Raw genomic sequence first — 23,325 nt, 5'->3', positions numbered from 1 at the left:
GGAAATTTTGCCTTAGGGCAAAATAACTAATATAATTAAAGATTTTTGCTAAATCAAAAATTAACCTTCATTATTCATTTTTAATTATTAATTCTTAATTGATTTTAAATGTTTCTTACGCAAGATATCATTTCCCTTCGCTAGACAGTATTTTTTTACTGCAAAAACTGAATAATTAATAATTTAAAATAAATAATGGTTGAAATAAAAACTAATAAGAAACGTATACAATATATTTATAAAACTACTTAATCAAGGAGGTATATGATGGGAAATATTAGATTAAAAAGAATAATAGAAAATATGAAAAAACATAATATTAACCAACTTATAATAACATCATCTTCATCTATATATTATCTTTTAGGATTATGGATAGAGCCAGGTGAAAGACTTATGGCTTTATATATAAATACTAATGGTACTGTTAAATTTATTGCAAATGAACTATTTGCAGTTAAAGATACTATAGGTGTTGATTTGCATGTATACAAAGATGGTGAAGATGCAGTTCAAGTTATAGCAAATCTTGCAGAAAATACAGTTTTCGGTGTTGATAAAACTTGGCCATCCCATTTTCTAATTTCACTTATGGATAAAAAGCCTAATCTTAAATTTATAAATAGTTCATTCATTGTTGATGAAGTTAGAATGATAAAAGATAACAATGAAATAGAACTTTTAAAAGAAGCTTCAAAAGTAAATGATAAAGTTATGAGTGATTTAATAAATATTATTCCTGAAAAACATACTGAAAAGGAATTAGCAGATATGCTTTTAAACATATATAAAAAACATGGAACTAGTGAGTTTTCTTTTTATCCAGTAATTGCTTATGGGGAAAACGCTGCTCAACCACACCATGATTCAGACAATACTATGATAAAAAAAGGTGATTCTGTAATACTAGATATAGGTGGTAAAACAAATGGTTATTGTTCTGATATGACAAGAACTATATTCTTTGGTGAACCAGATGAAGAATGTAAAAAAATATATAATACTGTTTTACAATCTAATTTAACCGGCATAAATGCTGTAAAACCTGGTGTACGATTATGTGACATTGATAAAGCTTCAAGAGACGTCATAGAAAAAGCTGGTTACGGAAAATATTTCACTCATAGGACTGGACACAACATTGGCGTAGAAGATCATGAATATCCAGATGTAGGAAGCAATGAAGAGATGACTGCTAAACCTGGAATGGTATTTTCTATTGAACCAGGCATCTATTATCCTGGAAAATGTGGAGTTAGAATTGAAGACCTTGTATTAGTGACAGAAGACGGTTGTGAAGTGTTAAATAGTTATCCAAAAGAATTAACTATTTTAAAATAATCTTACTTTACATAAAAAAGATAAATGCAAAAGGCTGTTGACAATTTATATTTATCAACAGCCTGACATAAAAGCATTGTGCTTTTATGGCTTTTTTATATAATATGTTAAAATTCTCTCTCAAAAATCTTTATTTTATCCTTATCTTTAAAATCTTCTACTCCATTTATACCTATAGTATTTAAAACTTTCTTCATACATTCACTATTTAAAGATATTTTGATTTTAGAATTTTCAGCAACCTCATCTACTTTTTCTTTTCCTTTTTCTTTTGGTATTATTGCTTTAGGACCTCCTACGCAGCCTCCAACACAACCCATACCTTCTATAAAGTTTGCACTTATTTCTCCACGCATTGCCTTATCTAATACTTCTTTACATTCTTTTACTCCATTTGCTTGAACTGTTTTTATTAACTTTGCTTTTTCAGGAAAGATTTGTGCAACAGCTTCACTTACAGCAATAGACACTCCTCCTGTCCTAGCATAAAGTCTACCTTCCCTTGAAGCATACTCCGTTGTAAAATCTTCTTCTAATTCACTTGGATTTATTTCTAAAACATCAAATATATTTTTAACTTCTTCAAAAGTAAGTACAAAATCAATAGCTCCTTTTATATCTTCATTTTTAGCTTCAGCTTTTTTAGCTATACAAGGTCCAACAAAAACCACTTTACATTTTGGATTAAGTTTTTTTAACACTCTTCCAGAAGCTATCATAGGTGATACTGAAGGAGAAACATTTTTTACTAAATCTTTATAAACTCTTTTTAACATCCCTACCCACATAGGACAACAGCATGACGTAATCATGAGATCATCTTCACTTTTTACAAAATGATCAAACTCAATAGCTTCCTTTAAAGTTAACATATCAGCAAAAAAAGCCACTTCTACCATATCTAAAAAACCAACCTTCTTAAAAGCACTTCTTAATTTTTCTAAAGAAACATCCTCACCAAATTGACCTGCAATGGCTGGAGCTACTGCTGCAATAACTGGTACATCTGATTTTAATATATCTACTAAAGGTATAAATTCTATTCTATCTAAAAATCCACCATCTTTGCATGCTTCTACACACTTACCACAGTCTACACATAGTTCTTCTTTTATATAAATTTTTTCTCCATCTTTTAAAATAGCATTAAAAGGACAAGCCTTTTGACATAAAGTTTTTCCCTCTTCGTCTGCGCACTTCATATCACACTCTTTAATTTTATAAACTATTTTTGAATCTCTTTTATAATTAGATATAGCATCTTTTACATCTTTAATGAATTTTTCACCATTTTCATATTCCACATCTACACCACACAAAGACGCTATAATTCTTCCCATTTCTTTTTTATTCACTTTAAAATCATTGAATAATTCCCTAATCTTTTTATCAATTTCATTTTTCTCGTAAGCTTTTAATAATTGTTCAAATACCTCTTTATACTTTTCTTTCATAACAGCTTTTTTCTCCTCTCACATATTCAGTATTCACTCTAATATTATTTTATATACAAAAAAATATAAAAGGCTGTTGATAATTTATGTTTATCAGCAACCTAAAAATAAGTTAAACTATTTTCTTAAATATGATTCCTTAAATTTTAAATATCCATTTTTTCTTAACTTACATGCTGGACAATGCCCACATCCATTTCCTTTTATTCCATTGTAACAAGTTAGAGTCTCATTTTTTACAATATCTAATACTCCTAAATCATACGCCATTTTCCAAGTTTCTGCTTTATCAATCCACATAAGAGGAGTATGTATTACAAACTCATAATCCATTGCTAAATTTAAAGTTACATTTGTAGATTTTATGAAAACATCTCTACAATCTGGATATCCACTAAAATCACTTTCAGATACCCCTGTTACTATGTGATTTATTCCTTTTTGTTTTGCAAAAACTGCAACAAAAGTTAAAAATAATAGATTTCTTCCGTCAACAAAAGAATTAGGTAATTCATTTTCTGGTTTTTCCACATCAACTTCTATATCATTTCTCGTTAAAGAATTTGGTGCTAATTGGTTTAATAATTTCATATCTAATATATGATGTTCTATATCATATTTTTTACAAATCTCCTTAGCACATTCTAATTCTAGTTTATGTTTTTGATTATAATCAAAAGATATTGCAATAACCTCTTTAAACCTTTTTCTAGCCCAAAACAAACAAGTAGTACTATCTTGTCCTCCACTAAAAACAACAACTGCCTTTTCTTTATTCATAATTATTACCTCCACTTTTTCATAACTTACTTTAAAATATCTTTTTTATACCTTTTAAAACTCTTATTGAAATATAATTTTATTTTAATGCCATCATAAGTCTATTATTTAACATAATATCTTCTACAAATTTACCTCTAAAAGTTGTAGTTACAGTATTTGCATTAGTTTTCTTTATTCCTCTAGTAGTCATGCAAGCATGCTCTCCTTCTATGATAACTGCTACATCTTCTGTTTCTGTAATTTTTTGTATTATTTCCGCTATATCGCTTCCTATTCTTTCTTGAAGTTGAAGCCTTTTGCTTACCATATCAGCTATTCTTGCAATTTTACTAAGACCTATTACTTTCTTTTTAGGCAAATATGCTACCGTTACCTTCATGTTGTACATTAGTGCTAAATGATGTTCACAATGACTAAATATTTGTATATCTTTCATTATTACCATATCTCTACTTCCTTCTTTAATATCTAAATCATCTTCAAAAGTTTTATTGAACATGTCTGCAATATCATCATTCGTATAGCACATTCCTTCAAAAACCTCTTCATACATATTTGCAACACGTTTTGGAGTATCTTTAAGACCTTCTCTTTCTGGATTGTCTCCTAATGCTATCAGTATACCTCGTATATGTTCTTCAATTGCTTTCTTATCAATTGCCATACTATACACCTCTTTTATCTGGACTCCATATAATTTTATGAAGTTGTGCTTGGAGATTAACTCCATTCATTTTATTAGCTTTCATAAAATCAACTATGTTTTCCATTGATATTTGTCCAAAAACTGGACTTATATATACATTGGCTTTATGAATTAAATCGTATTTATAAATTATACATTTTGCCTTTTGTAAATCTTCTAAACTTCCTACTACAAATTTAACTGTATCCCACTCTTTTAAATATTTATAATTATCTATAACCATATTTTGTTCCATGCCACTTGAAGGAAGCTTATAATCTAAAGTAAATTTAGGAATATTTCCTTTAATTTTTCTAAACTCATCTATAGCTACACTTCCATTAGTCTCTATTTCAACATGTATCTCTTTATCTTGTGCAAATAACTCTATAACTTCTGCAATCCCTTGTTGCATTAAGGGCTCTCCCCCTGTTAATGTAACATTATTAATTCTTGTAGACTTAACATAATCATATATCTCTTTTGAATTCATAATTTCATATTTTACTTCTTTTTCATTGGCCCACTTTGTATCACAATAACTACAATTCAAATTACATCCTGCAAATCTTATAAATACAGCTAATTGTCCACACAAAGTTCCTTCTCCATTTATACTTACAAATTTTTCAACCACTTTAAAATTCATGAACTATTTTTCCTCACTTTCTTCATATACAGCACAATTATTAGGTGTCTCGTAAACAGCAACTCTTTTTAATTTATATCCTTTTTGCTTCATACAAGTAAAAAAATGTGCTGCGAAATTTTCTGCAGTTGGTCTAAATTTTACATCAATTACTCTAAATCCATCTTGTAATAAATTAGTTAATGTTTCTTTTCTCATAGTATTTTGTTCTATAATCAATGCATGGTCATAAAAATCTACCATCTCTTTAACATCCCTCTTTAAATCTCCAAAATCTATCACCATACCATCAAGTTGACCACCTTTTACTAATGTTTGTGACTGCACTTCTATTTCCACTTTCCATCTATGTCCATGTATGTTACCACATTTTCCTTCATAATTTACAAGAAAATGTGCACTATCAAAACTGTGTTCTGTTTTTAAAATATACATTTATACTCCTCCTGAAGATAAGTTTAAGTTAATCATTACTTTCTTTTTTAAATATACTTCCATAATAACAACATCCTATTGCCCCATTAAACTGCGGTTCATCTAATGTTATTACTTCATCATAATCCTTTTGAAGATACCTTTTTATTGCACTATTATTTGCAACACCACCACTAAGAACAAGTTGTCTTCCTCTAAATTTAGTAAGTAATGGCTTTAATCTTTTATACATTGAATAGTTAACACTTGAACACAAATTCTCTATTTTAATTCCCTCTGCAATTTTACCTATTAATTCTGATTCGGAAAATACAGCACATGTAGAATTTAACTCAACTGGATTTTCATAATAATTACTCATATCATCAAGTGTTACTTCTAATACATTAGCCATATTTTCTAAATATCTTCCACAAGATGCTGCACACTTTTCATTAAGCTCTAAATCTGTTGTTATTCCTTTTTCAACCTTAATTGCTTTTACATCTTGACCCCCAACATCTAAAAGAATAAAGTCTTTTAACTTGGTTTGATAAAAAGCTCCATAAACATGAGCTTTAATTTCATTTATAGGTTCAAACATACTTAAATCAGTATTATTTCTTCCATATCCAGTTGACACTGCTCTATCTATATTTTTTACACCAATTTTGTTCATATCAACAACTATCTTTCCATCAAACTTACAATAATCTCTATAAAATGCCATTGTACTTATCTTGTTTTTATAAATAATCTTCAAGTCTTCCATTAATGTAATCTTAACTTCTCTACTTCCAAGGTCAATTCCCAATATTCTCATTAAGAATTCCTCCTTTTCAAATCCCTAATCATATCTAAAAATGCTTCTAATCTCAACTTAGTTCGTGCATCTAATAGGTTTTGTTTATCTCCCTCTATATTCAGTACAGGAATATCTAATTTTTGTTTTATAATAATATCCTCTACAGCTCTATAGCAAAAAGCTTGTGTATAATGTATTATTGCATCTAAATTTCTCTCCTGTATTTGTTCAATTATTTCATCTAATCTAAAATTTATATCATATGGATAAGTATAATCATAATACTGCTCATAAATATTTAAAGCCTTCTCTGCTCTTGGAAATGCAAATTCTCTTTGAACTTCATTGTATACAATCTTCGCTCCAAACTTTTCTACAAAGTCATATAAATCAGCTGTCATAGGTGGTACTCCTATATATCCAAGTCTTATATTTTTCTTTAAAGGATCTCTTTTTCTTATATCTTCAATGGTAGATTTTAAATTAGTTTCAAACTTATCAACATCACCATTAAAATCACTAAAACTAACCTGGTATAAATGATTTTCAAAACCATTAACTTTATCTTCTTTGTAAGTAAGTTTATCAACTTGTATTCCTAAATTTCTTATTTTATTTAATTTCTGTCTAACACTTTCAACTTGTTCTAAATTCACATCAAACATTTTCATGAATTTATCCATTTCTTTCTTTATATCTTTTATTTTATGACTGTGTGGAAAAGAAAAAGGATAAACTTTTATTCCCTTTAAACTCATAACCTCAACTAATGCTTTTGTATTAGAACAATCACCTTCCATAACTCCTACTATTTGTTTTATGTTATTTTGTATGCATGCTCCATATATTCCTTTTATCCATGCACATAAACTTTTGGGAAACCCATCTTTCTCTGCTGTATCTATATATTCTGAATAATCTTCTGATGTTATAAAAAGATTATTTAAATCTACTGGTGTATATCCTGCTGCCAAAAGAACTTCTATAGGCACAGTAGTAGTTAGACCTATTTTTTTCATTTTTACCTCCGAAATAAATTAAATTGTATTTAAAATATTATTTTTTATAAACAAAAAAAGGCATTAAATGCCCATAAATAAAATCAAAATAAAAAAGGGCATAACTGCCCTATAAATAAAAAAACTACCTAAGCCGGTAGTTCGCCCTAGTTTTATTTATAGACAGGATGGTACACGAACTGTCTTTGTTATATTCAATTGACTTAAGTATAACATACTAAAATATCCTATTCAACTTGATACTTATAGTGAAAAAACCTAAAAGATTGATGAAATTATCAATCTTTTAGGTTTTTTACATTAGAATGCATTTTAACAAATTATTGATTTTACATAACATTAGATATAACTCTAAAATATTTTTTTAAGCTCTCTTATGTCCTTAATATTCAAATCCGTATCTTTTAGTTCGTCCTTTTGTGCAAAACCATACTCACAACCTATTGTATATATTTCGTTTTTTCTTCCTGCCTCTATATCATGAATTCTATCTCCTATGATTACCATATCATTAGAATACTTAGATTTTACTTTATTCAATATTTCATATTTAGGAATAAAATCATACTCTTCACTACAGATCATATCATTAAAATAATTATTAAGTTTAAATTTATCTCTTGCCATATCTCTATAGTATTTACCACAATTACTTATAAATATTAAATTATATCCTCTTTTTTTTAAATATTCTAATGTTTCTAATGCACCTTCATATAAAACTGCTTTATTTTCTGATATAAGCTTAGTCATTTCTTTTCCTATCATACTACTACATTCATTTTTTATATTTTCCTCTAAATCAGGCATGAAATTTTTCCACATATCTTTACTACTAAAACCTAACCAATAAGAGATTTCTTCTTCACTAAATTCTTTAGATTCTACAATGTTGTTTGAAATCAAATGCTCATATGCTTTTCTAAAAGCAGGAGCATATATTTTGATACTATTATGTAATGTACCATCATAATCAAAAAATATTGTCTTTACATTTTTAAATCTTTCCATCTATTAAAATTCCTTTAATAAATTTGCCATTTCAATAGCAGTTACACCTGATTCATATCCTTTGTTGCCTGCTTTTGTACCTGCCCTTTCAATAGCTTGTTCTATACTATCTGTTGTAAGAACTCCAAATATTACTGGTACCTCTGTTTCTAAAGAAACACTTGCAATACCTTTAGAAACTTCATTAGAAACATAATCAAAATGAGAAGTTGCACCTCTTATTACTGCACCTAAACAAATTACAGCATCATATTTATTAGCTTTTGCCATTTTTTTAGCCATAAGTGGTATTTCAAAAGCTCCTGGAACCCACGTAATTTCTATATCTTCTTCTTTAGCACCATGTCTTTTTAATGCATCTATGGCCCCAGATAAAAGTTTACTTCCTATAAACTCATTAAATCTACCAACTACTATACCAAATTTTAATTCTTTTGCTATTAACTTTCCTTCATATACTTTCATTTTACACTTCCTCCTTATAAATCAAGTATGTGTCCCATCTTTTCTTTTTTAGTTTCTAAATAAAATTTGTTTTTTTCATTACATTCCATTTCTATTGGTACTCTTTCAACTATTTCTATTCCATATCCAGATATACCTGATACCTTTTTAGGATTATTAGTCATAAGCCTTACTTTTTTTACTCCTAAATCCGCTAGTATTTGAGCCCCTATACCATAATCTCTTAAATCTTCTGGAAAACCTAATGCTATATTTGCTTCAACTGTATCCATGCCTTTATCTTGTAATTCATAGGCTTTGATTTTATTTATCAATCCTATTCCTCTTCCTTCTTGACGCATATATAACACTATTCCTCTTCCTTCATTTTCTACTTTCTCCATTGCAGCTGCTAGTTGTTCTCCACAATCACATCTAAGAGAATCAAAAGCATCTCCTGTAAGACATTCTGAATGTACTCTTACAAGTACAGGTTCTTCATCTAAAACATTTCCTTTTACTAGTGCAACATGATGTTCACCATTAAGTTTGTTTATATATCCCATAATTCTGAATTGACCATGCTTTGTAGGCATATCTGCTTCAGCCACTTTTTCTACTAAACATTCATTTTTTCTTCTATAAGCAATTAGCTCTGCTACAGTTATTATCTTTAAATTATGCTCTTTTACGTATTCCATAAGTTGAGGTACTCTTGCCATAGTACCATCTTCATTCATAATTTCACATATTACTCCTGCTGGATATAGACCTGCTAACTTTGCTAAATCTACAGCCGATTCTGTATGACCAGCTCTTTTTAATACTCCTCCCTCTCTAGCTGCTAATGGAAATATATGTCCAGGTCTACTAAAATCTTTTGGTGTTGCCTTTGGACTTATAAGTCTAGATATAGTCATAGCCCTTTCAGCTGCTGATATACCTGTAGTAGCTTCAACAGAATCAACAGATACTGTAAATGCAGTTTCTTTAGGATCTGTATTCACATCTACCATTGGATATATTTCTAAATCATTTAATCTATCTTTAGTCATAGGTACACATATAAGTCCCCTTGCATATTTAGTCATAAAATTTACAGTTTCAGGAGTAGCCTTTTCTGCTGCCATAATAAGGTCTCCTTCGTTTTCTCTATTTTCATCATCAACAACTACAATCATTTTACCTTCTTTTATATCTTGTATAGCTTCTTCAATAGTATTGAATTTATACATACTTACACCCCACATTCTTCATATTTTTTAAATAAAACCATTTTCTTTGAGTAAATCAATATCTATACTTTTTTTAGTTACATTACTATCTTTAAAACACATAAGTCTTTCAATATATTTACCTACCACATCACATTCTAAATTAACTTCACATCCAACTTTTTTTGATATAAGAGTGGTCTCTTCTTTTGTATGAGGTATAATTGAAACTTTAAAAATTTCATTATCTGCATAAGCTACTGTTAAACTAATACCATCTATTGCAATAGAACCTTTATTAACTATGTACTTCAATATGTTTTTTGAAGCTTCAACTGTAACCCATATTGCGTTATCTTCTTTATCAAAACTTTTGATAATACCTATTCCATCAATATGTCCAGAAACAATATGTCCTCCAAATCTATCTCCTGATTTTAAAGCTCTTTCTAAATTAACTTTGCTTCCTTTTTTTAGATTTTTCAAATTGCTTCTTCTCATTGTTTCGGGCATTACATCTACACAAAAACTATTACTAGTAAAAGCTGTTACTGTAAGACATACTCCATTTGTGCTTATGCTGTCTCCTAATTTTATACCTTCTAATATATTCTTAGCTTTTATATTAATTTGCGCTGACTTTAAACCTTTTCTTATAGATTCAACAACTCCTATTTCCTCAACTAATCCTGTAAACACCTTAATTTATTCTCCCTTTCTCAAATAACCTTCTATCATAATATCTTCATTAAATTTTATTAACTTAATGTCTTTCAACATAAATGCATCTTTAATTTTTTCTTTTCCATCTCCTCCAACTGGAGTCTTACTGCCAGTTCCCCCTATAATTTTAGGAGAAATAAAAGAAATAACTTTATCAACAACTTCTTCATTTAATGCACTGTAATTAAGTTGTCCTCCACCTTCTAATAAAATACTATCAACGTTTCTTTTACCTAATTCTTTTATTAAATACTGTAAATCAACTTTTCCATTTTTTAATGGTGTAATTATTATTTCCGCTCCCTTTTGTTTAATTGCATCTAACTTATCTTTATAAGCCATTTCCGTAGTAGCAATTATTGTTTTTGACTTTGACTCTAAATTTAAAACTTTTGATTCTAGAGGTATTCTTGCAGAAGTATCCACTATTATTCTTGTAGGATCACTTACTTTTACACCTTGTAATCGTGTAGTTAAAGATGGATTATCTTCAAGCACAGTTCCAATACCAACCATAATACCTGATACTCTATGTCTTAATTTATGAACATATTCTCTTGATTTTTCATTAGATATCCACTTTGAATCTCCTGTTTTTGTGCATATTTTGCCATCTAAAGTCATAGCAGTTTTTAAAATACAAAATGGAATATTAGTCATTATATACTTTATAAAAATTTCATTTAACTTTTTTATTTCTTCTTCTAATACACCAGTTACAACCTCTATCCCATTACTTTTCAAAATTTCTATGCCTTTACCAGAAACAAGTGGATTTGGATCTTTCATGCCTATGACAACTTTTGATATCCCCTTCTCTACTATTGATTTTGCGCAAGGTGGAGTCTTTCCATAATGCGAACACGGCTCTAATGTAACGTACATAGTTGCTCCTTTTACATCTGTAGATGCATTATTAAATGCATTTACTTCTGCGTGAGCACCTCCGTAGAATTCATGATATCCTTCACCTATTATCTTTTGATTTTTTACAATAACAGCACCTACTAATGGATTTGGACTAGTATACCCTATACCTTCTTTAGATAATTGAATGGCTCTTTTCATATATTGGGTATCCAATTACTCACCCCATTTCTAATTAAGCTTTAATATTTATTATTTACAAAAGTTCTATTTTAAATGTTAAATTCATGGAAAAAGTATAATGTGTTTATAGAAGTGATAATTTGACTTGTAAATTAATATCCAAAATAATCTGTTAAAACATTAATAAAACCCTGAAGATTATATCTTCAGGGTTTTTTAACAAAATTAAATTGCACTTAAACTAGCATCACATAAAAATATTTATATGATACATAATTAAACACTATTCCTTCTTCCATCCAGACTATACTGTCGGTCTTGGACTCTAACCAAGTCAGCCATAAAATGACTTGCGGACTTTACCGCCGATCGGGAATTTCACCCTGCCCTGAAGGTCTTAATTAATATTCTATTGTCAACTCAAATGTAACACTTTAAATAAATAATGTCAATAGTATTTTTTATTTTTTCCATAAGTAATAATTTTTTTACTATTGTTTCTTTTTGTCCTTAGTTTTAAAAAAACTAGGTCTTTCTTTTTCTTTAGTAATATCACTAAGAATACAATTTTTTAAATCTTTTAGATTTAATGGAGCTATTGGCGCAGTATATGGTACCTCTAAGCTCTCAATAGAAGTTACATTTATTACTATGAAAGTAAATCCTATGACAAAACCAAACAATCCAAAAACTCCAGTTATAAAGATTAATACATATTTTAATAAACTAATAGGACTAGTAATTGTATAATCTGGTGCTGCAAAAGAAGTCATTGTTGATAACGAAATAATAATGACAGTAAGAGAGCTAACCACTCCTGCACTTACTGCTGCCTGACCAATAACAATAGTTCCTACTATACTTATTGCAGGCCCTATTGGTTTGGGAAGTCTTATACTGGATTCTTTAAGTATGTCTGTTACTACTTCCATAAGTGTAACCTCTAATAATGCATTAACAGGAACTGTTACTCTAGAACTTGCTAGAACTACTATGTATGTCCCTGGAAGAACATCTGGGTTAAAACTAACCAGAGCAACATATAAAGAAGATAATACTAAAGACATTCCTAATGCAATTATCCTTAAAACTTTAGAAATTACTGATACATATGTATTCTCGTAATGATTATCACCTGCATCTAAAAATTCTCCAAAATTTTGAGGAACTACTAATCCAAAATTACTACCCTCAATTATAATGCAAATTTTACCTTTCAATAAATTTGCACAGGCTGCATCTGACCTTTCAACCATGCCAGCTCTAGGAAATATTCCATAATTATCTTTGAAAATAAATTTTTCAATATATCCTGATTCAAAAATACCATCTGTTTTTATTTTTTTTAATCTTTTTTCTATTTCATTTACATATCTAGGGTTAGTAACATCTTTTAAATAAACTACTGCTATACTTGTTTTTGTCCTTTCTCCTATACTATATGTATCAATTCTAAGTGATGAATCTTTAATTCTGTAACGTATCAATGACAAATTTGTTTCAAAATTTTCTGTAAAAGCATCTCTAGGACCTCTTAGCAAATTTTGTATTTGAGGACCTTCTATACCTCTTTTTTCTACTTTATAAGTATTAGCAATAATATATTCATCCTCATCATCAATTATGATAATAGACTTGCCTTTTAAAATATAGTCTTCTATTTTGTTTTCATCATTATCAATATCGATATCATCCATATATATAACTGACTTCGAAATGATGTCTATTGTTAAATTTTCTTCACAACTATATTGTAATATAGGTTTTATTATATCACTAGATACTCTCTCCCTATCTGTAATTTGTGATATATATAATACATATATTTTTTTGTTATTACAGAGTTTTCTTATAGTTACTCCTACATTATCTTGACTTAGTTTTTCTATTTTTTCTTCATATTTATTTTTATGCTTTACTTTAAACATAATATCATTCCTTATTTTTAAGTTTAGCATTAGGATCTTTAAGATTTTTATTAATAATTTTAGTATTTACATTAACATTAATTTCTGCATGAGGATATTCTTTTTGCCAATTAATTTTGCTGTAATTTTGAGAATTGTCAGCTCTAAAATATCTTGCAAATCCAAATATATCACATTTATATTTCTTTTGACTTTTATCAATAAGTGTAGTAATGTCTTTTTTAACTTTTTGGGATATTAAAAATTCTAATTCCTTTATATCTTTATCACTTAAAGATTCTATATAATACTGATATCTTAATTGTGTAGATAAATCTAAATTTATGTTTATAACGGGTTTTCCATTTATATAATTTGTTTTTATTTTTCTTTTTTTAATTTTAACACCAAATGACATCAAATTTTTATTATCTTCATCTCTACCAACTACCTCAACTAATCTAGGTTCCTTTGCCAATAGATATAATAATCCATCACTTTCTCCTACATTAATTACATCTATTAACTTTGAATCCTTCATTACAGCAAGCCCTAGATATTTTATGGACTTACCTTCTTTACCTATGTAAGGCATAACATATCCAACATCCCCTAAGGATATATCAGAAAGCATTTGTCCTATGTTTTTATAAATTGCTGTACCTTTATTAGATAAAAAATGTATATTATGTTCTATTAAAAAACCTACTGACAAATCATTTTCTACTTTAGTTTCAAATAATTCTTTAGGGTTGCCACGACACACTACAGCTAAAACAGTTTTTCTATAATCATACATTCTATTAATCCTATGTAAATATGGTTGAATACCTTCTTTTGCGTATTTTTCTCCAAATACAACAGCTCTTGATGCAGCTAAAAATGTGGGATATGGACGTCTAACATTAAAATCAACTCTTGCCTGTTCAAAATTTTTTCCATATGCTACATCTGTATATACATTTTTCGCTTCGGGTTTCCCTCCATTTGCTTGATTTCCTAATTTAGCTATTTCTGTAGAGAATTCAATATCATCATTAACACGATCCACTCCTAATGTAATAACTATACTTTTCTTATCCACATCTTCATAATCCCAACAACCTGTTAAAAATAAAGGTATTATCATTAAACATATTAAACTTAATTTACTAGATTTTTTTATCATATTTTTTCACCTTCGTAATAATTAATAAAATTGCTGGTATCAATACTGCAGCTATTAACCCAAAATAATACCCAGAATATTTAATTATTTTTTGTACGCCTTCAAAAGTCTTTGGGATTTGAGATACTATAAAGGAAAGACTCATTACTATAATAATGACAAATTTATGATTAACTTTGGTAAAACATTTTTCTATAAAAAAGACTGTTCCATATGCATATAAAACAATTGTGCAAAACACACTCATAACCCAAGAAATTATAAAAATACCATCAATCCTTTCTAAAAATTCTAAATAAGGAATTCTTACTCTTTTTATTGTAGCTACTAATGCATCTTCATAATGTATAATATCATCTATACCTATAACTGATATACAAGATTCTACTATTAAAACATATAAAACTCCTATAAATAACATCATTAAAATTATGTATTTGAATATTCCTTTATTATATGTTCTATTAACTGGAATACACAAAAGTACTTCCATACCTAAAAACGGTGTAATTAAACTTATTACAGATTTTATATAAAGTGGTATTTCACTCACTTCAAATATTGGTCTAATATTAACAATTTTACCTTGTGTCATTATTGAAAAATGTATTATTATAGCAGCTGCAATAGTAATAATTCCATATATTTCACAAGTTCTTACAATACATTTAAACCCTTTAAAAACTGCATAATATACAACTAGGAAAAACATTAAACATAATGCCCATACAGGAGTTTTGATAAGAATTGATAATTTTATAACCTCACTAGCACTTCTAGTAAGCATAGTTGAAAATATGAAAAAATATATAATATATATAATAATAAATATATTGGTTATTATTTTGCCTGTTAATATTCTACTATATTCACAAATTGTTTGGTTTTGATGAATATATGATAAATACACATTCATATATGTAATGGCACATGCTATAAATGATGCTAAAATTATACTAACCCATCCTCCACTTTCTCCCTTTTGTGCAACATTTTTTGGGAGTGCTATAGCACCATATCCAACTATAGCTCCAAAAAGAATAAATGCAAATTGTTTGTTCGTAATATATTCTTTCATAAATATTCCTCCAGTAATACATATATTGTACCCATTTAAATTTGTAAAAATTCTATAAAAATAGCAAAGGTCTATATATTACATACGATTTTTTTAGAAAATTTATAATTTCGTAAATAAAAAAGCAGAATCAATTGATTCTGCTTTTCTTTATTTTATAGGTTTTAGTTTTTCTTTATCAAATTCTTGTAAATTATGTTGTTTCCATTTAATATTTTGCTTACTAAAATTCACATTATTAATAGTCGTATTTTCCCATATATTATTTATTTTAATTTTATTTTTAGCTGTTGTATTAGCAACAGGTATAGTTATCTCCTGTACATAAGTATCTTTTCCTATCTTTATAATATACTCATATTGGTTCTGTAACTTATTTAGATCATATAATTTGTTTTTATTCTCATTAACAAACTTATTGATTTTATCTAAATTATATTCTTTCTCAATATAATATATTTCAGCATTCTTAGATTTACCACTTTGAATTTTAACGTTTGCAAGTCCCATACGGACTTCATCATTTTTCAAAAGTGGTTCAACTCTTTGACAAATAGTTTCTTTCATTTCATTTGCATCTAATCCTGCTGACATTTGTAATATTATATTACTTACAGGTTGATATGCCCTCGTATATTCATTATTTGATATATTTCCTTCATATTGTGAATCCATATATTCACGATAATAAAAATCATTATCATAATAATCTTCATTATTCCAACTTTTTGTTACTTTTGTCTTAAAGTCATATTTTTTAACTTTTAATTCTTTTGGTTGATTTAAATTTATCAACGATTTAGCATTAATAATTGTGCCTAAATATTTACTAAGGTCTTTCTTATTTAGGGTAAATGAGTTTAACATTTTTTCAAAACTATTTCTTTTGTTTACATCATTATATTTTTCTTCTTTCATTGTTGAAGAAATTAAATATTTATATCCATTTCCTATAACATACATATTATGAACAACATATGGTTTTTTAGTAACTGTTTTATAACGAACTACTACATCATGCACCTTCATGCTGCCTTGCATTCTTGCTTTATTTTTTAGTATTTCATAAACTTTATCATTATTATTATTCTTTAATATTTCAACTTCTTTTTCTGCCCAGTTTGATGCACTTTCACCTTGCTTTGATGAAGCAACTAATTTAACACTAACTCCTTCATTTACTTTAAATTCTTTTTCTTCACCCTTATTTTTTTTACTTTGATTTAGTTCTTCATCACTATATACAGGTTTAAAAGTCTGAATTCTAGCATTAGGACTTCCCTCTAATTTCCAGTATGGACTCATAACTATTTTCCAACCATAATTTGTATTTTTATATTCTCTAGTTGTACTAACTGAATCTGAAAGTTCCTTAATATATGGATTATTCTTATCAAAAGAAAGTTTAAAAGATGATGCTAACTTCTCAAACATTTCTTTATTCTGTTTGTAAAATTCTCCTTCCATATCTATTGTTAAATTATATATATAATTATTAGATATATATATTCTATTTTCTATATAATCTTTAAAATCTTCTTCAGGAGCACCAAGCATAAAAAAGTCATTATTTTTGTTTGCTTTTATTATTCTAATATATTTTTGACCTGAACTATCTTTTTGAATATCTACAACAAATTCTTTACTTTCTTCACGCCAAAAATGATGTCTATGAGAGTTATTTTGTATTTTATAAAGCATTTCTTCTAATGTTAATTTATCTTTATTTTTATTAACTTCTAATTGAACAGATGAATGATAACTTTTTGTTGTCATATTAAAATCATTTGCTCTCTCTGACTTATAAATAATAGCATCATCAGGTAAATGCATAGACCATTTATATATACAACTTCCTACCTCCGTTTTCAATTTATCCTTTTCATTTGAAAACACTTGGTATAAGTCAATTTTACCACTATCATCTTTAGCATATACTGAAGGAGCACCTAATCCCATTACTAAAGAAGCACACGCTATAATAGATATAATTTTTAGCTTTTTCATATTATTCCTCCTTTTCTATTTATTTTTTGATTCTAATTTTTCTTTTAATGGTATTATAATGTTGAATTTTTTATTTTTTCTATTAAATGTTAATTTAACTTTATCTCCAGGTAGATGATTTTTTAAAATCTCATTATATTCAGCTATTGATGTTATAGTCTTTCCATCTATTGCTTCAAGTATATCTCCTTCTTTTACTTGATTAGAATTTACTATTGCATCTTTTTTCAATGTTATTACTTTTAATCCTTGGTTAGTTGGAATTCCAAGAAAGCCGCCCAATTTTCTTCAAAGTCTATTCCTGTATAACATCTTTTTATTTTTCCATATTTATTATAGTGATTTAAAAAGTACTGAACATTACCTACTGGTATAGAAAAACTCATTCCTTGATAAAATAAATTTCCTAATGTGTTAATTCCTACTAATTCACCTTTATTATTAACAAGGGGTCCCCCACTATTTCCTGGATTTATTGCTGCATCTGTTTGAAGATAGGTATATGTTCTATCCACAGGTCTATTTAAACCACTTATAATTCCTTTAGTAGCACTATTTCTGTATCCAAAAAACAGAGGTGTGCCTATAGCAACCACTTCACTTCCCACTTTTATTTCTTTTTCATTTGCTAATTTCATAGGTTTTAAATTTGATCTATTAATTTTTAGTAATGCTAAATCTATCTCTTTATCTGCATATAAAAGTTCAGCTTTATATACATTACCATCATATGTTACAACATAAATTTCATCTAACCCATCTACTACATGATTGTTCGTTATAACTCTACCTTTATCAGTTACTATAACACCTGAACCATGTTGTAGATTTTTAGGAAATTTAGAATATATAGTATCTGTTTCCTTATGCTTTGTATTTTTACCTATAACAGCTACTACAGATTGATTTACCATATCAATTACTTGTGATACACTTTTTTGATGCTGTACAATCTGTTTTACTTCTTGTTTAACAGGTTTTTCTTTTGTTGGTTGTGCAAAAACTGGCATACTTATAGAACATACCATAGCAGCACTTACAACAAATGTTAAAATTTTTTTCATAAACAAACCCCCTCATGTTTTTAATTATTTAGTACTAATTTATATGTTCTTTCCAACAATAAATATATGTTTTCTATATATTCCTTATTATCTATATTATCACTTTATTTAAATATTTTCCATAAATAGAATTTATTTTATAACATAATAAAACATATCAAAGTTTTATTCTTTAAAATACTTTTAAAGAATTTCATGAACCGTACGATAATGTAAATATGTGATTATATTTCACATTTTGTATTTTATATGAATTTTATAATTATATTATTCATTAAATATCTCTAACTAAATATTATTCTAACCTCTTCCAACAGAGGCTTATTTTGATGTGCTTATTTTTACTGTTTATATAGTGAGTTTATAAAATTCGCTACTATATATATTTAATTAAATTTTAGGAGGTATTATTGTGAAAAAAGTTATTCTTAAATTTGTATGTTGCATGCTATTACTTTCAACTACTCTTTGTTTGCTTGTAGGATGTAACAAAAGTAGCAAACAAACAACCACTGCAACAAAAAAAGCTGAACTTAGTAAAAAAATAAAAAGTAAAGATAATATTTGCCAAGTTACTGTACCTGATTCATGGAAAAAAGCAAAGGATCTTAATAGTGCAGCTAATCTTCAAGTAGCTAATATGGCAAAGGAAAAATATTTAATAACTATATCAGAATCTAAAGATACTTTTTCTGATTCAATGAATTTAGAAGAATACTATAAAATAGTTTCTCAAAATTTATCTAAATCTGTTGTTAATAGTAAATTAAGTTCTGCTAAAGATTTAACTATAAATGGTCAAAAAGCAAAACAATTTGAACTTACAGGTGAAGTTAATAAAGTTAAAGCTGGATACATTGTAACTATAGTTCAGACAAAGAAAAATTTCCATCAAATTATTACATGGACAATGGAAAAACATTTTAATGAATATAAAGATGATTTCCACAAAATCATTAATACTTTCAAAGAACTTTAATACATAAATAAAAAACAAGTGTTATGATAAAGTACACAACACTTGTTTTTTTAAATTTATTAAAAAGCTAAAACTACTTTTACACATAAATTATAATTTTTTCTTAACTAAATACATACCTATAATAAATGTCATACATTCAGCAAATGGTACTGTAACCCATACTCCACTCATTCCAATAATCATAGGAAGTATACTTATACCTAAAATTATAAATACTATTCCTCTACTTGCTGCTATTATAATAGATCCTCTTGCATCTCCTATTGCTGTAAAATATCCTGATCTAATTATATTAAATCCACACACAAAAAAAGCAAATGCATATATTTTTGATTCTTCTACTGCTAAATTTATTACACTTTCATTTCCACTTACAAACAATGACACTAATTGCTTTCCAAATGTAAATAATATAAAAAATAAAACTACTCCAATAGTTATATTTACCTTTGATGATAACTTTAATGTATCCTTTAATCTATCATACTTTTTATATCCATAGTTATAGCTAAGTATAGGTCCTCCAGTTTTAGAATCTACTTTAATAGGCTTAAGTAACCCTATTCTATCATAGTACCTTAATGTTTCAGTAGTAACATTTCTTAATCTTGCAAATTCCCCAATGGATAATTTATCTTTCACTTTTCCTCCTCATTTCTAACTATATATATGTTATGTAGTTATATTTACTATAATAGTATTGCACCATTTATTCAATATACTTCTTCTGATGTTTCTAATACTTCTGATTCTATAAAATCTATTGATGAGAAAAAGAGACTGAAAGATATAAAGAATGCTACTGATGAGTATAGACTCATGGAAAATAATGATTTAATTAATTTCTAAATAAATATTCTAGGGACTGCTTAGTGTTCTACAATTAAACAGTCCCTATTTATATAATAATTATTTGCTTTCTATTACTTATATAGTTATTAACAATATTACTTATGGTACGGTTCTCCATAACCACTGCAAATGAGATTTTAATACTACTATCTACTGGCTTGATTATTTTTATTTAATAATATTTTTCAACATCGAAACGATCTGCATTCATTACCTTATTCCATGCTGCTACAAAATCTTGTATGAACTTTTCTTCATTGCCATTAGATGCATATACCTCAGCAACTGCGCGAAGTTGTGAATTTGACCCGAATATAAGGTCAACTCTTGTTGCTGTCCACTTTACACTTCCTGTTTTCCTATCATAACCTATAAACATTTCCTTAATATCAGGTAAAGCCTTCCACACAGTATTAATATCAAGAAGATTTACAAAGAAATCATTTGTAAGACATTCTTCCCTCTTTGTAAACACCCCCTCCTTTGATTGTTTATAATTAGTATTTAACACACGCATACCACCAATTAATACTGTCATTTCAGGAATAGTTAGTGTTAATAATTGTGCTCTATCAATTAACATTTTATCTGATGTTATTGCATATTTATCTTTTATATAGTTCCTAAATCCATCTGCCTTAGGTTCAAGAACACTAAATGCATTTATATCTGTTTCCTCTTGGGTTGCATCAGTTCGTCCTGGAGTAAAAGGAACAGTAATGTTGTACCCTGCATTTTTTGCAGCTTGTTCAATACCAACACATCCACCTAATACAATAATATCAGCCAAAGAAACCTTCTTATCCTTTGAGTGTGAACTATTAAAACTACTTTGAATTTTTTCTAGTACTTTTAACACCTTGTTAAGTCTTTCTGGCTCATTAACTTCCCATTCTCTTTGTGGCTTTAGGCGTATTCTTGCCCCATTTGCTCCTCCACGCTTATCTGATCCACGAAATGTTGATGCAGATTCCCAAGCTGTTGTTACAAATTCTGATATTGACAAGCCTGAAGTTAAAATCTTTTTCTTAAGCTCTGAAATATTCTTTTTATTAATCAATTTATAGTTAACTTTTGGCACTGGGTCTTGCCAAATAAAGCTTTCTGTTGGAACTTCTGGTCCGAGATACCTTGATATTGGTCCCATATCTCTATGGGTTAATTTAAACCAAGCCCTAGCAAAATCCTCAGCGAATTTTTCTGGATTTCCTAGATAATCCATTGCTATTGATTTGTAAGTTGGATCATAAATAATTGCTAAATCTGCTGTGGTCATCATAGGTCTATGCTTTTTTAATGGATCATAGGCATCAACTACCATATCCTCTTCATCTACATCTTTAGCTAACCATTGATATGCTCCTGCAGGACTTTTAACTAATTCCCACTCATATTTAAATAATGTTTTTAAGTAACCCATTGTCCACTTTATTGGCTCTGCCTTCCATGCACCTTCAAGCCCACTACTTATTGTATCTGGCCCTTTACCAGTTTTATAGCTATTTTTCCACCCCAACCCTTGCTGTTCTATAGGTGCAGCTTCTGGCTCTGCTCCAACATAGGTGGGTGATGCAGCACCATGACATTTACCAAAAGTATGTCCACCTGCTATAAGAGCAACAGTTTCTTGATCATTCATTGCCATACGAGTGAATGTTTCCCTTACTTCTTTCACTGATGCCTTAGGGTCAGGGTTTCCATTTGGCCCCTCTGGGTTTACATAAATTAAGCCCATTTGTGTAGCAGCAAGAGGGTTTTCAAGCTCGTTATCATCTTTATTACGTTCATCTCCAAGCCATTCTTTTTCACTACCCCAGTAAATATCCTCCTGTGGTTCCCAAACATCCTCTCTGCCACCGCCAAAACCAATTGTCTTTACTCCCATAGATTCAAATGCGCAGTTACCTGTCAATATCATAAGATCAGCCCAAGATATTTTATTTCCATATTTCTTTTTAATTGGCCAAAGTAAACGACGTGCTTTATCTAGGTTTATATTATCTGGCCAGCTATTAAGTGGTGGAAAACGTTGCAATCCTTGCCCTCCACCGCCTCTACCATCACCAACTCTATACGTTCCTGCACTATGCCAAGCCATACGAATAAAAAATGGTCCATAGTGACCGTAATCAGCTGGCCACCATTCCTGTGAGTCTGTCATCAGCTTATATAAATCATTCTTTAGTTCATAATAATCTAATTTTTCAAATTCTTCAGCATAGTTAAAATCATTAGACATAGGATTGCTTTTCTCACAGTTTTGGCGAAGAACATTAAGCTTAAGCTGATTTGGCCACCAATACTCATTAGTTGTTCCCCCACCTACTACTGCTTTGCTTGTTCTCCCTGTCATGGGACATTTTATTTCTGACATAACATTATCCTTTCTTATATAAATACTATTATAGTAAATTATATAAATATATAACTAGTACTATGAGTGAATTGACAAATAATATTTTGTAAGTTTTGTAAAATTGAGTTTATTTTAAATTTATAATTACAATCAAAGCTACTCAGAATCTATTTTTACTCTTAACATTTTATTTTTAACTTTAACTGCATATTTTAATTCATATGCAGGCAACCTATTATTTCTGCCAATTCTTCCTGTGAGATATGTCTTTCTTTTCTAATTAATTTTAAATTCTCTGAAAAACTCATAATTTTAACTC

The 23,325-nt window shown here is 28.4% G+C and carries 23 protein-coding genes and 1 riboswitch; of the genes, 3 read left to right on the top strand and 20 right to left on the bottom strand.

Going from position 1 to position 23,325, the window contains the following annotated elements:
* Window positions 1-267: 267 nt before the first annotated feature.
* The gene (locus ACFIJ5_RS01170; RefSeq protein ID WP_379802852.1) at window positions 268-1,341 is read left to right on the top strand and encodes a M24 family metallopeptidase; all 1,074 of its coding nucleotides are present in this window, start codon (window positions 268-270) and stop codon (window positions 1,339-1,341) included.
* Between the two features lie 107 nt (window positions 1,342-1,448).
* On the opposite strand, the gene ACFIJ5_RS01165 is transcribed toward ACFIJ5_RS01170, so the two are convergent.
* From ACFIJ5_RS01165 to ACFIJ5_RS01080, 18 genes are all read right to left on the bottom strand, one after another.
* Window positions 1,449-2,795, bottom strand: a complete 1,347-nt coding sequence (locus ACFIJ5_RS01165) for a [Fe-Fe] hydrogenase large subunit C-terminal domain-containing protein (protein ID WP_379802850.1) — start codon at window positions 2,793-2,795, stop codon at window positions 1,449-1,451.
* A gap of 117 nt (window positions 2,796-2,912) precedes the next feature.
* Window positions 2,913-3,575 (bottom strand): 7-cyano-7-deazaguanine synthase QueC, encoded by a 663-nt coding sequence (queC, locus tag ACFIJ5_RS01160; protein WP_379802847.1) that lies wholly within the window; start codon window positions 3,573-3,575, stop codon window positions 2,913-2,915.
* A gap of 79 nt (window positions 3,576-3,654) precedes the next feature.
* Window positions 3,655-4,242 carry a GTP cyclohydrolase I FolE gene (gene folE, locus ACFIJ5_RS01155; protein WP_379802844.1) on the bottom strand — a complete coding sequence of 196 codons (588 nt, stop codon included), beginning with the start codon at window positions 4,240-4,242 and terminating at the stop codon, window positions 3,655-3,657.
* A 1-nt stretch (window position 4,243) separates the two neighbouring features.
* Window positions 4,244-4,912: a putative 7-carboxy-7-deazaguanine synthase QueE gene (gene queE, locus ACFIJ5_RS01150; RefSeq protein ID WP_379802843.1), complete on the bottom strand. Its 669-nt coding sequence runs from the start codon at window positions 4,910-4,912 to the stop codon at window positions 4,244-4,246.
* Between the two features lie 3 nt (window positions 4,913-4,915).
* Window positions 4,916-5,347 carry a 6-carboxytetrahydropterin synthase QueD gene (queD, locus tag ACFIJ5_RS01145; protein ID WP_379802840.1) on the bottom strand — a complete coding sequence of 144 codons (432 nt, stop codon included), beginning with the start codon at window positions 5,345-5,347 and terminating at the stop codon, window positions 4,916-4,918.
* Between the two features lie 28 nt (window positions 5,348-5,375).
* Entirely contained in the window at window positions 5,376-6,149 is a 774-nt protein-coding gene (locus ACFIJ5_RS01140; protein ID WP_379802837.1) for an acyl-CoA dehydratase activase, read from the bottom strand.
* Entirely contained in the window at window positions 6,149-7,150 is a 1,002-nt protein-coding gene (locus tag ACFIJ5_RS01135) for a 2-hydroxyacyl-CoA dehydratase family protein (RefSeq protein ID WP_379802835.1), read from the bottom strand. The genes ACFIJ5_RS01140 and ACFIJ5_RS01135 overlap by 1 nt, the downstream gene beginning before the upstream one ends.
* 351 nt (window positions 7,151-7,501) lie before the next feature.
* Window positions 7,502-8,161, bottom strand: coding sequence for an HAD family hydrolase (locus tag ACFIJ5_RS01130; protein ID WP_379802833.1), 660 nt, complete (start codon window positions 8,159-8,161; stop codon window positions 7,502-7,504).
* A 3-nt stretch (window positions 8,162-8,164) separates the two neighbouring features.
* A complete protein-coding gene (ribH, locus tag ACFIJ5_RS01125) occupies window positions 8,165-8,626 on the bottom strand; it encodes a 6,7-dimethyl-8-ribityllumazine synthase (RefSeq protein ID WP_379802830.1) in 462 nt (153 codons plus the stop codon).
* A 14-nt stretch (window positions 8,627-8,640) separates the two neighbouring features.
* A complete protein-coding gene (locus ACFIJ5_RS01120) occupies window positions 8,641-9,840 on the bottom strand; it encodes a bifunctional 3,4-dihydroxy-2-butanone-4-phosphate synthase/GTP cyclohydrolase II (protein ID WP_379802829.1) in 1,200 nt (399 codons plus the stop codon).
* 27 nt (window positions 9,841-9,867) lie between these two features.
* Window positions 9,868-10,518 (bottom strand): riboflavin synthase, encoded by a 651-nt coding sequence (locus tag ACFIJ5_RS01115; protein ID WP_379802826.1) that lies wholly within the window; start codon window positions 10,516-10,518, stop codon window positions 9,868-9,870.
* 6 nt (window positions 10,519-10,524) lie between these two features.
* Window positions 10,525-11,610: a bifunctional diaminohydroxyphosphoribosylaminopyrimidine deaminase/5-amino-6-(5-phosphoribosylamino)uracil reductase RibD gene (gene ribD / locus ACFIJ5_RS01110; protein ID WP_379802824.1), complete on the bottom strand. Its 1,086-nt coding sequence runs from the start codon at window positions 11,608-11,610 to the stop codon at window positions 10,525-10,527.
* Between the two features lie 265 nt (window positions 11,611-11,875).
* Window positions 11,876-11,992: riboswitch (FMN riboswitch) on the bottom strand.
* Between the two features lie 91 nt (window positions 11,993-12,083).
* Window positions 12,084-13,520 (bottom strand): spore germination protein, encoded by a 1,437-nt coding sequence (locus ACFIJ5_RS01105; protein ID WP_379802822.1) that lies wholly within the window; start codon window positions 13,518-13,520, stop codon window positions 12,084-12,086.
* Window positions 13,521-13,524: 4 nt separating this feature from the next.
* Window positions 13,525-14,667, bottom strand: coding sequence for a Ger(x)C family spore germination protein (locus ACFIJ5_RS01100; RefSeq protein ID WP_379802820.1), 1,143 nt, complete (start codon window positions 14,665-14,667; stop codon window positions 13,525-13,527).
* Window positions 14,651-15,745, bottom strand: coding sequence for a GerAB/ArcD/ProY family transporter (locus ACFIJ5_RS01095; RefSeq protein ID WP_379802818.1), 1,095 nt, complete (start codon window positions 15,743-15,745; stop codon window positions 14,651-14,653). Before ACFIJ5_RS01095 ends, ACFIJ5_RS01100 begins: the two co-directional genes overlap by 17 nt.
* A 150-nt stretch (window positions 15,746-15,895) precedes the next feature.
* Window positions 15,896-17,752 (bottom strand): hypothetical protein, encoded by a 1,857-nt coding sequence (locus ACFIJ5_RS01090; protein WP_379802816.1) that lies wholly within the window; start codon window positions 17,750-17,752, stop codon window positions 15,896-15,898.
* 15 nt (window positions 17,753-17,767) lie between these two features.
* A complete protein-coding gene (locus tag ACFIJ5_RS01085) occupies window positions 17,768-17,983 on the bottom strand; it encodes a PDZ domain-containing protein (protein WP_379802813.1) in 216 nt (71 codons plus the stop codon).
* Window positions 17,984-17,994: 11 nt separating this feature from the next.
* The gene (locus ACFIJ5_RS01080; protein ID WP_379802812.1) at window positions 17,995-18,816 is read right to left on the bottom strand and encodes a S1C family serine protease; all 822 of its coding nucleotides are present in this window, start codon (window positions 18,814-18,816) and stop codon (window positions 17,995-17,997) included.
* Window positions 18,817-19,228: 412 nt separating this feature from the next.
* Here ACFIJ5_RS01080 and ACFIJ5_RS01075 point away from each other — a divergent pair, with 412 nt between their 5' ends.
* Window positions 19,229-19,795 carry a PsbP-related protein gene (locus ACFIJ5_RS01075; protein WP_379802811.1) on the top strand — a complete coding sequence of 189 codons (567 nt, stop codon included), beginning with the start codon at window positions 19,229-19,231 and terminating at the stop codon, window positions 19,793-19,795.
* A gap of 90 nt (window positions 19,796-19,885) precedes the next feature.
* On the opposite strand, the gene ACFIJ5_RS01070 is transcribed toward ACFIJ5_RS01075, so the two are convergent.
* A complete protein-coding gene (locus tag ACFIJ5_RS01070) occupies window positions 19,886-20,440 on the bottom strand; it encodes an MATE family efflux transporter (protein ID WP_379802810.1) in 555 nt (184 codons plus the stop codon).
* A 27-nt stretch (window positions 20,441-20,467) separates the two neighbouring features.
* On the opposite strand from ACFIJ5_RS01070, the gene ACFIJ5_RS01065 reads away from it, so the two are divergent.
* Window positions 20,468-20,647: a hypothetical protein gene (locus ACFIJ5_RS01065; protein WP_379802809.1), complete on the top strand. Its 180-nt coding sequence runs from the start codon at window positions 20,468-20,470 to the stop codon at window positions 20,645-20,647.
* A 175-nt stretch (window positions 20,648-20,822) separates the two neighbouring features.
* Here the strand turns inward: ACFIJ5_RS01065 and katG are convergent, their stop codons facing one another.
* Window positions 20,823-23,024, bottom strand: a complete 2,202-nt coding sequence (katG, locus tag ACFIJ5_RS01060; protein WP_379802807.1) for a catalase/peroxidase HPI — start codon at window positions 23,022-23,024, stop codon at window positions 20,823-20,825.
* Between the last annotated feature and the right edge of the window lie 301 nt (window positions 23,025-23,325).

This window comes from Haloimpatiens myeolchijeotgali (assembly GCF_042688525.2).
GTDB lineage: Bacteria > Bacillota > Clostridia > Clostridiales > Clostridiaceae > Haloimpatiens.
This window is presented reverse-complemented; position numbering and strand designations above follow the sequence as displayed.

What these genes read in the sequence shown, in the direction of transcription:
- ACFIJ5_RS01135 (WP_379802835.1), bottom strand. Translation starts at nt 7,150, where the DNA reads ATGAAAAAAATAGGTCTAACTACTACTGTGCCTATAGAAGTTCTTTTG.
- ACFIJ5_RS01165 (WP_379802850.1), bottom strand. Translation starts at nt 2,795, where the DNA reads ATGAAAGAAAAGTATAAAGAGGTATTTGAACAATTATTAAAAGCTTAC.
- folE (WP_379802844.1), bottom strand. Translation starts at nt 4,242, where the DNA reads ATGGCAATTGATAAGAAAGCAATTGAAGAACATATACGAGGTATACTG.
- ACFIJ5_RS01120 (WP_379802829.1), bottom strand. Translation starts at nt 9,840, where the DNA reads ATGTATAAATTCAATACTATTGAAGAAGCTATACAAGATATAAAAGAA.
- ACFIJ5_RS01065 (WP_379802809.1), top strand. Translation starts at nt 20,468, where the DNA reads ATGTTATGTAGTTATATTTACTATAATAGTATTGCACCATTTATTCAA.
- ACFIJ5_RS01130 (WP_379802833.1), bottom strand. Translation starts at nt 8,161, where the DNA reads ATGGAAAGATTTAAAAATGTAAAGACAATATTTTTTGATTATGATGGT.
- queC (WP_379802847.1), bottom strand. Translation starts at nt 3,575, where the DNA reads ATGAATAAAGAAAAGGCAGTTGTTGTTTTTAGTGGAGGACAAGATAGT.
- ACFIJ5_RS01090 (WP_379802816.1), bottom strand. Translation starts at nt 17,752, where the DNA reads ATGAAAAAGCTAAAAATTATATCTATTATAGCGTGTGCTTCTTTAGTA.
- ACFIJ5_RS01080 (WP_379802812.1), bottom strand. Translation starts at nt 18,816, where the DNA reads ATGAAAAAAATTTTAACATTTGTTGTAAGTGCTGCTATGGTATGTTCT.
- queE (WP_379802843.1), bottom strand. Translation starts at nt 4,912, where the DNA reads ATGAATTTTAAAGTGGTTGAAAAATTTGTAAGTATAAATGGAGAAGGA.
- ribH (WP_379802830.1), bottom strand. Translation starts at nt 8,626, where the DNA reads ATGAAAGTATATGAAGGAAAGTTAATAGCAAAAGAATTAAAATTTGGT.
- queD (WP_379802840.1), bottom strand. Translation starts at nt 5,347, where the DNA reads ATGTATATTTTAAAAACAGAACACAGTTTTGATAGTGCACATTTTCTT.
- katG (WP_379802807.1), bottom strand. Translation starts at nt 23,024, where the DNA reads ATGTCAGAAATAAAATGTCCCATGACAGGGAGAACAAGCAAAGCAGTA.
- ACFIJ5_RS01140 (WP_379802837.1), bottom strand. Translation starts at nt 6,149, where the DNA reads ATGAGAATATTGGGAATTGACCTTGGAAGTAGAGAAGTTAAGATTACA.
- ACFIJ5_RS01170 (WP_379802852.1), top strand. Translation starts at nt 268, where the DNA reads ATGGGAAATATTAGATTAAAAAGAATAATAGAAAATATGAAAAAACAT.
- ACFIJ5_RS01105 (WP_379802822.1), bottom strand. Translation starts at nt 13,520, where the DNA reads ATGTTTAAAGTAAAGCATAAAAATAAATATGAAGAAAAAATAGAAAAA.
- ACFIJ5_RS01100 (WP_379802820.1), bottom strand. Translation starts at nt 14,667, where the DNA reads ATGATAAAAAAATCTAGTAAATTAAGTTTAATATGTTTAATGATAATA.
- ACFIJ5_RS01095 (WP_379802818.1), bottom strand. Translation starts at nt 15,745, where the DNA reads ATGAAAGAATATATTACGAACAAACAATTTGCATTTATTCTTTTTGGA.
- ribD (WP_379802824.1), bottom strand. Translation starts at nt 11,610, where the DNA reads ATGAAAAGAGCCATTCAATTATCTAAAGAAGGTATAGGGTATACTAGT.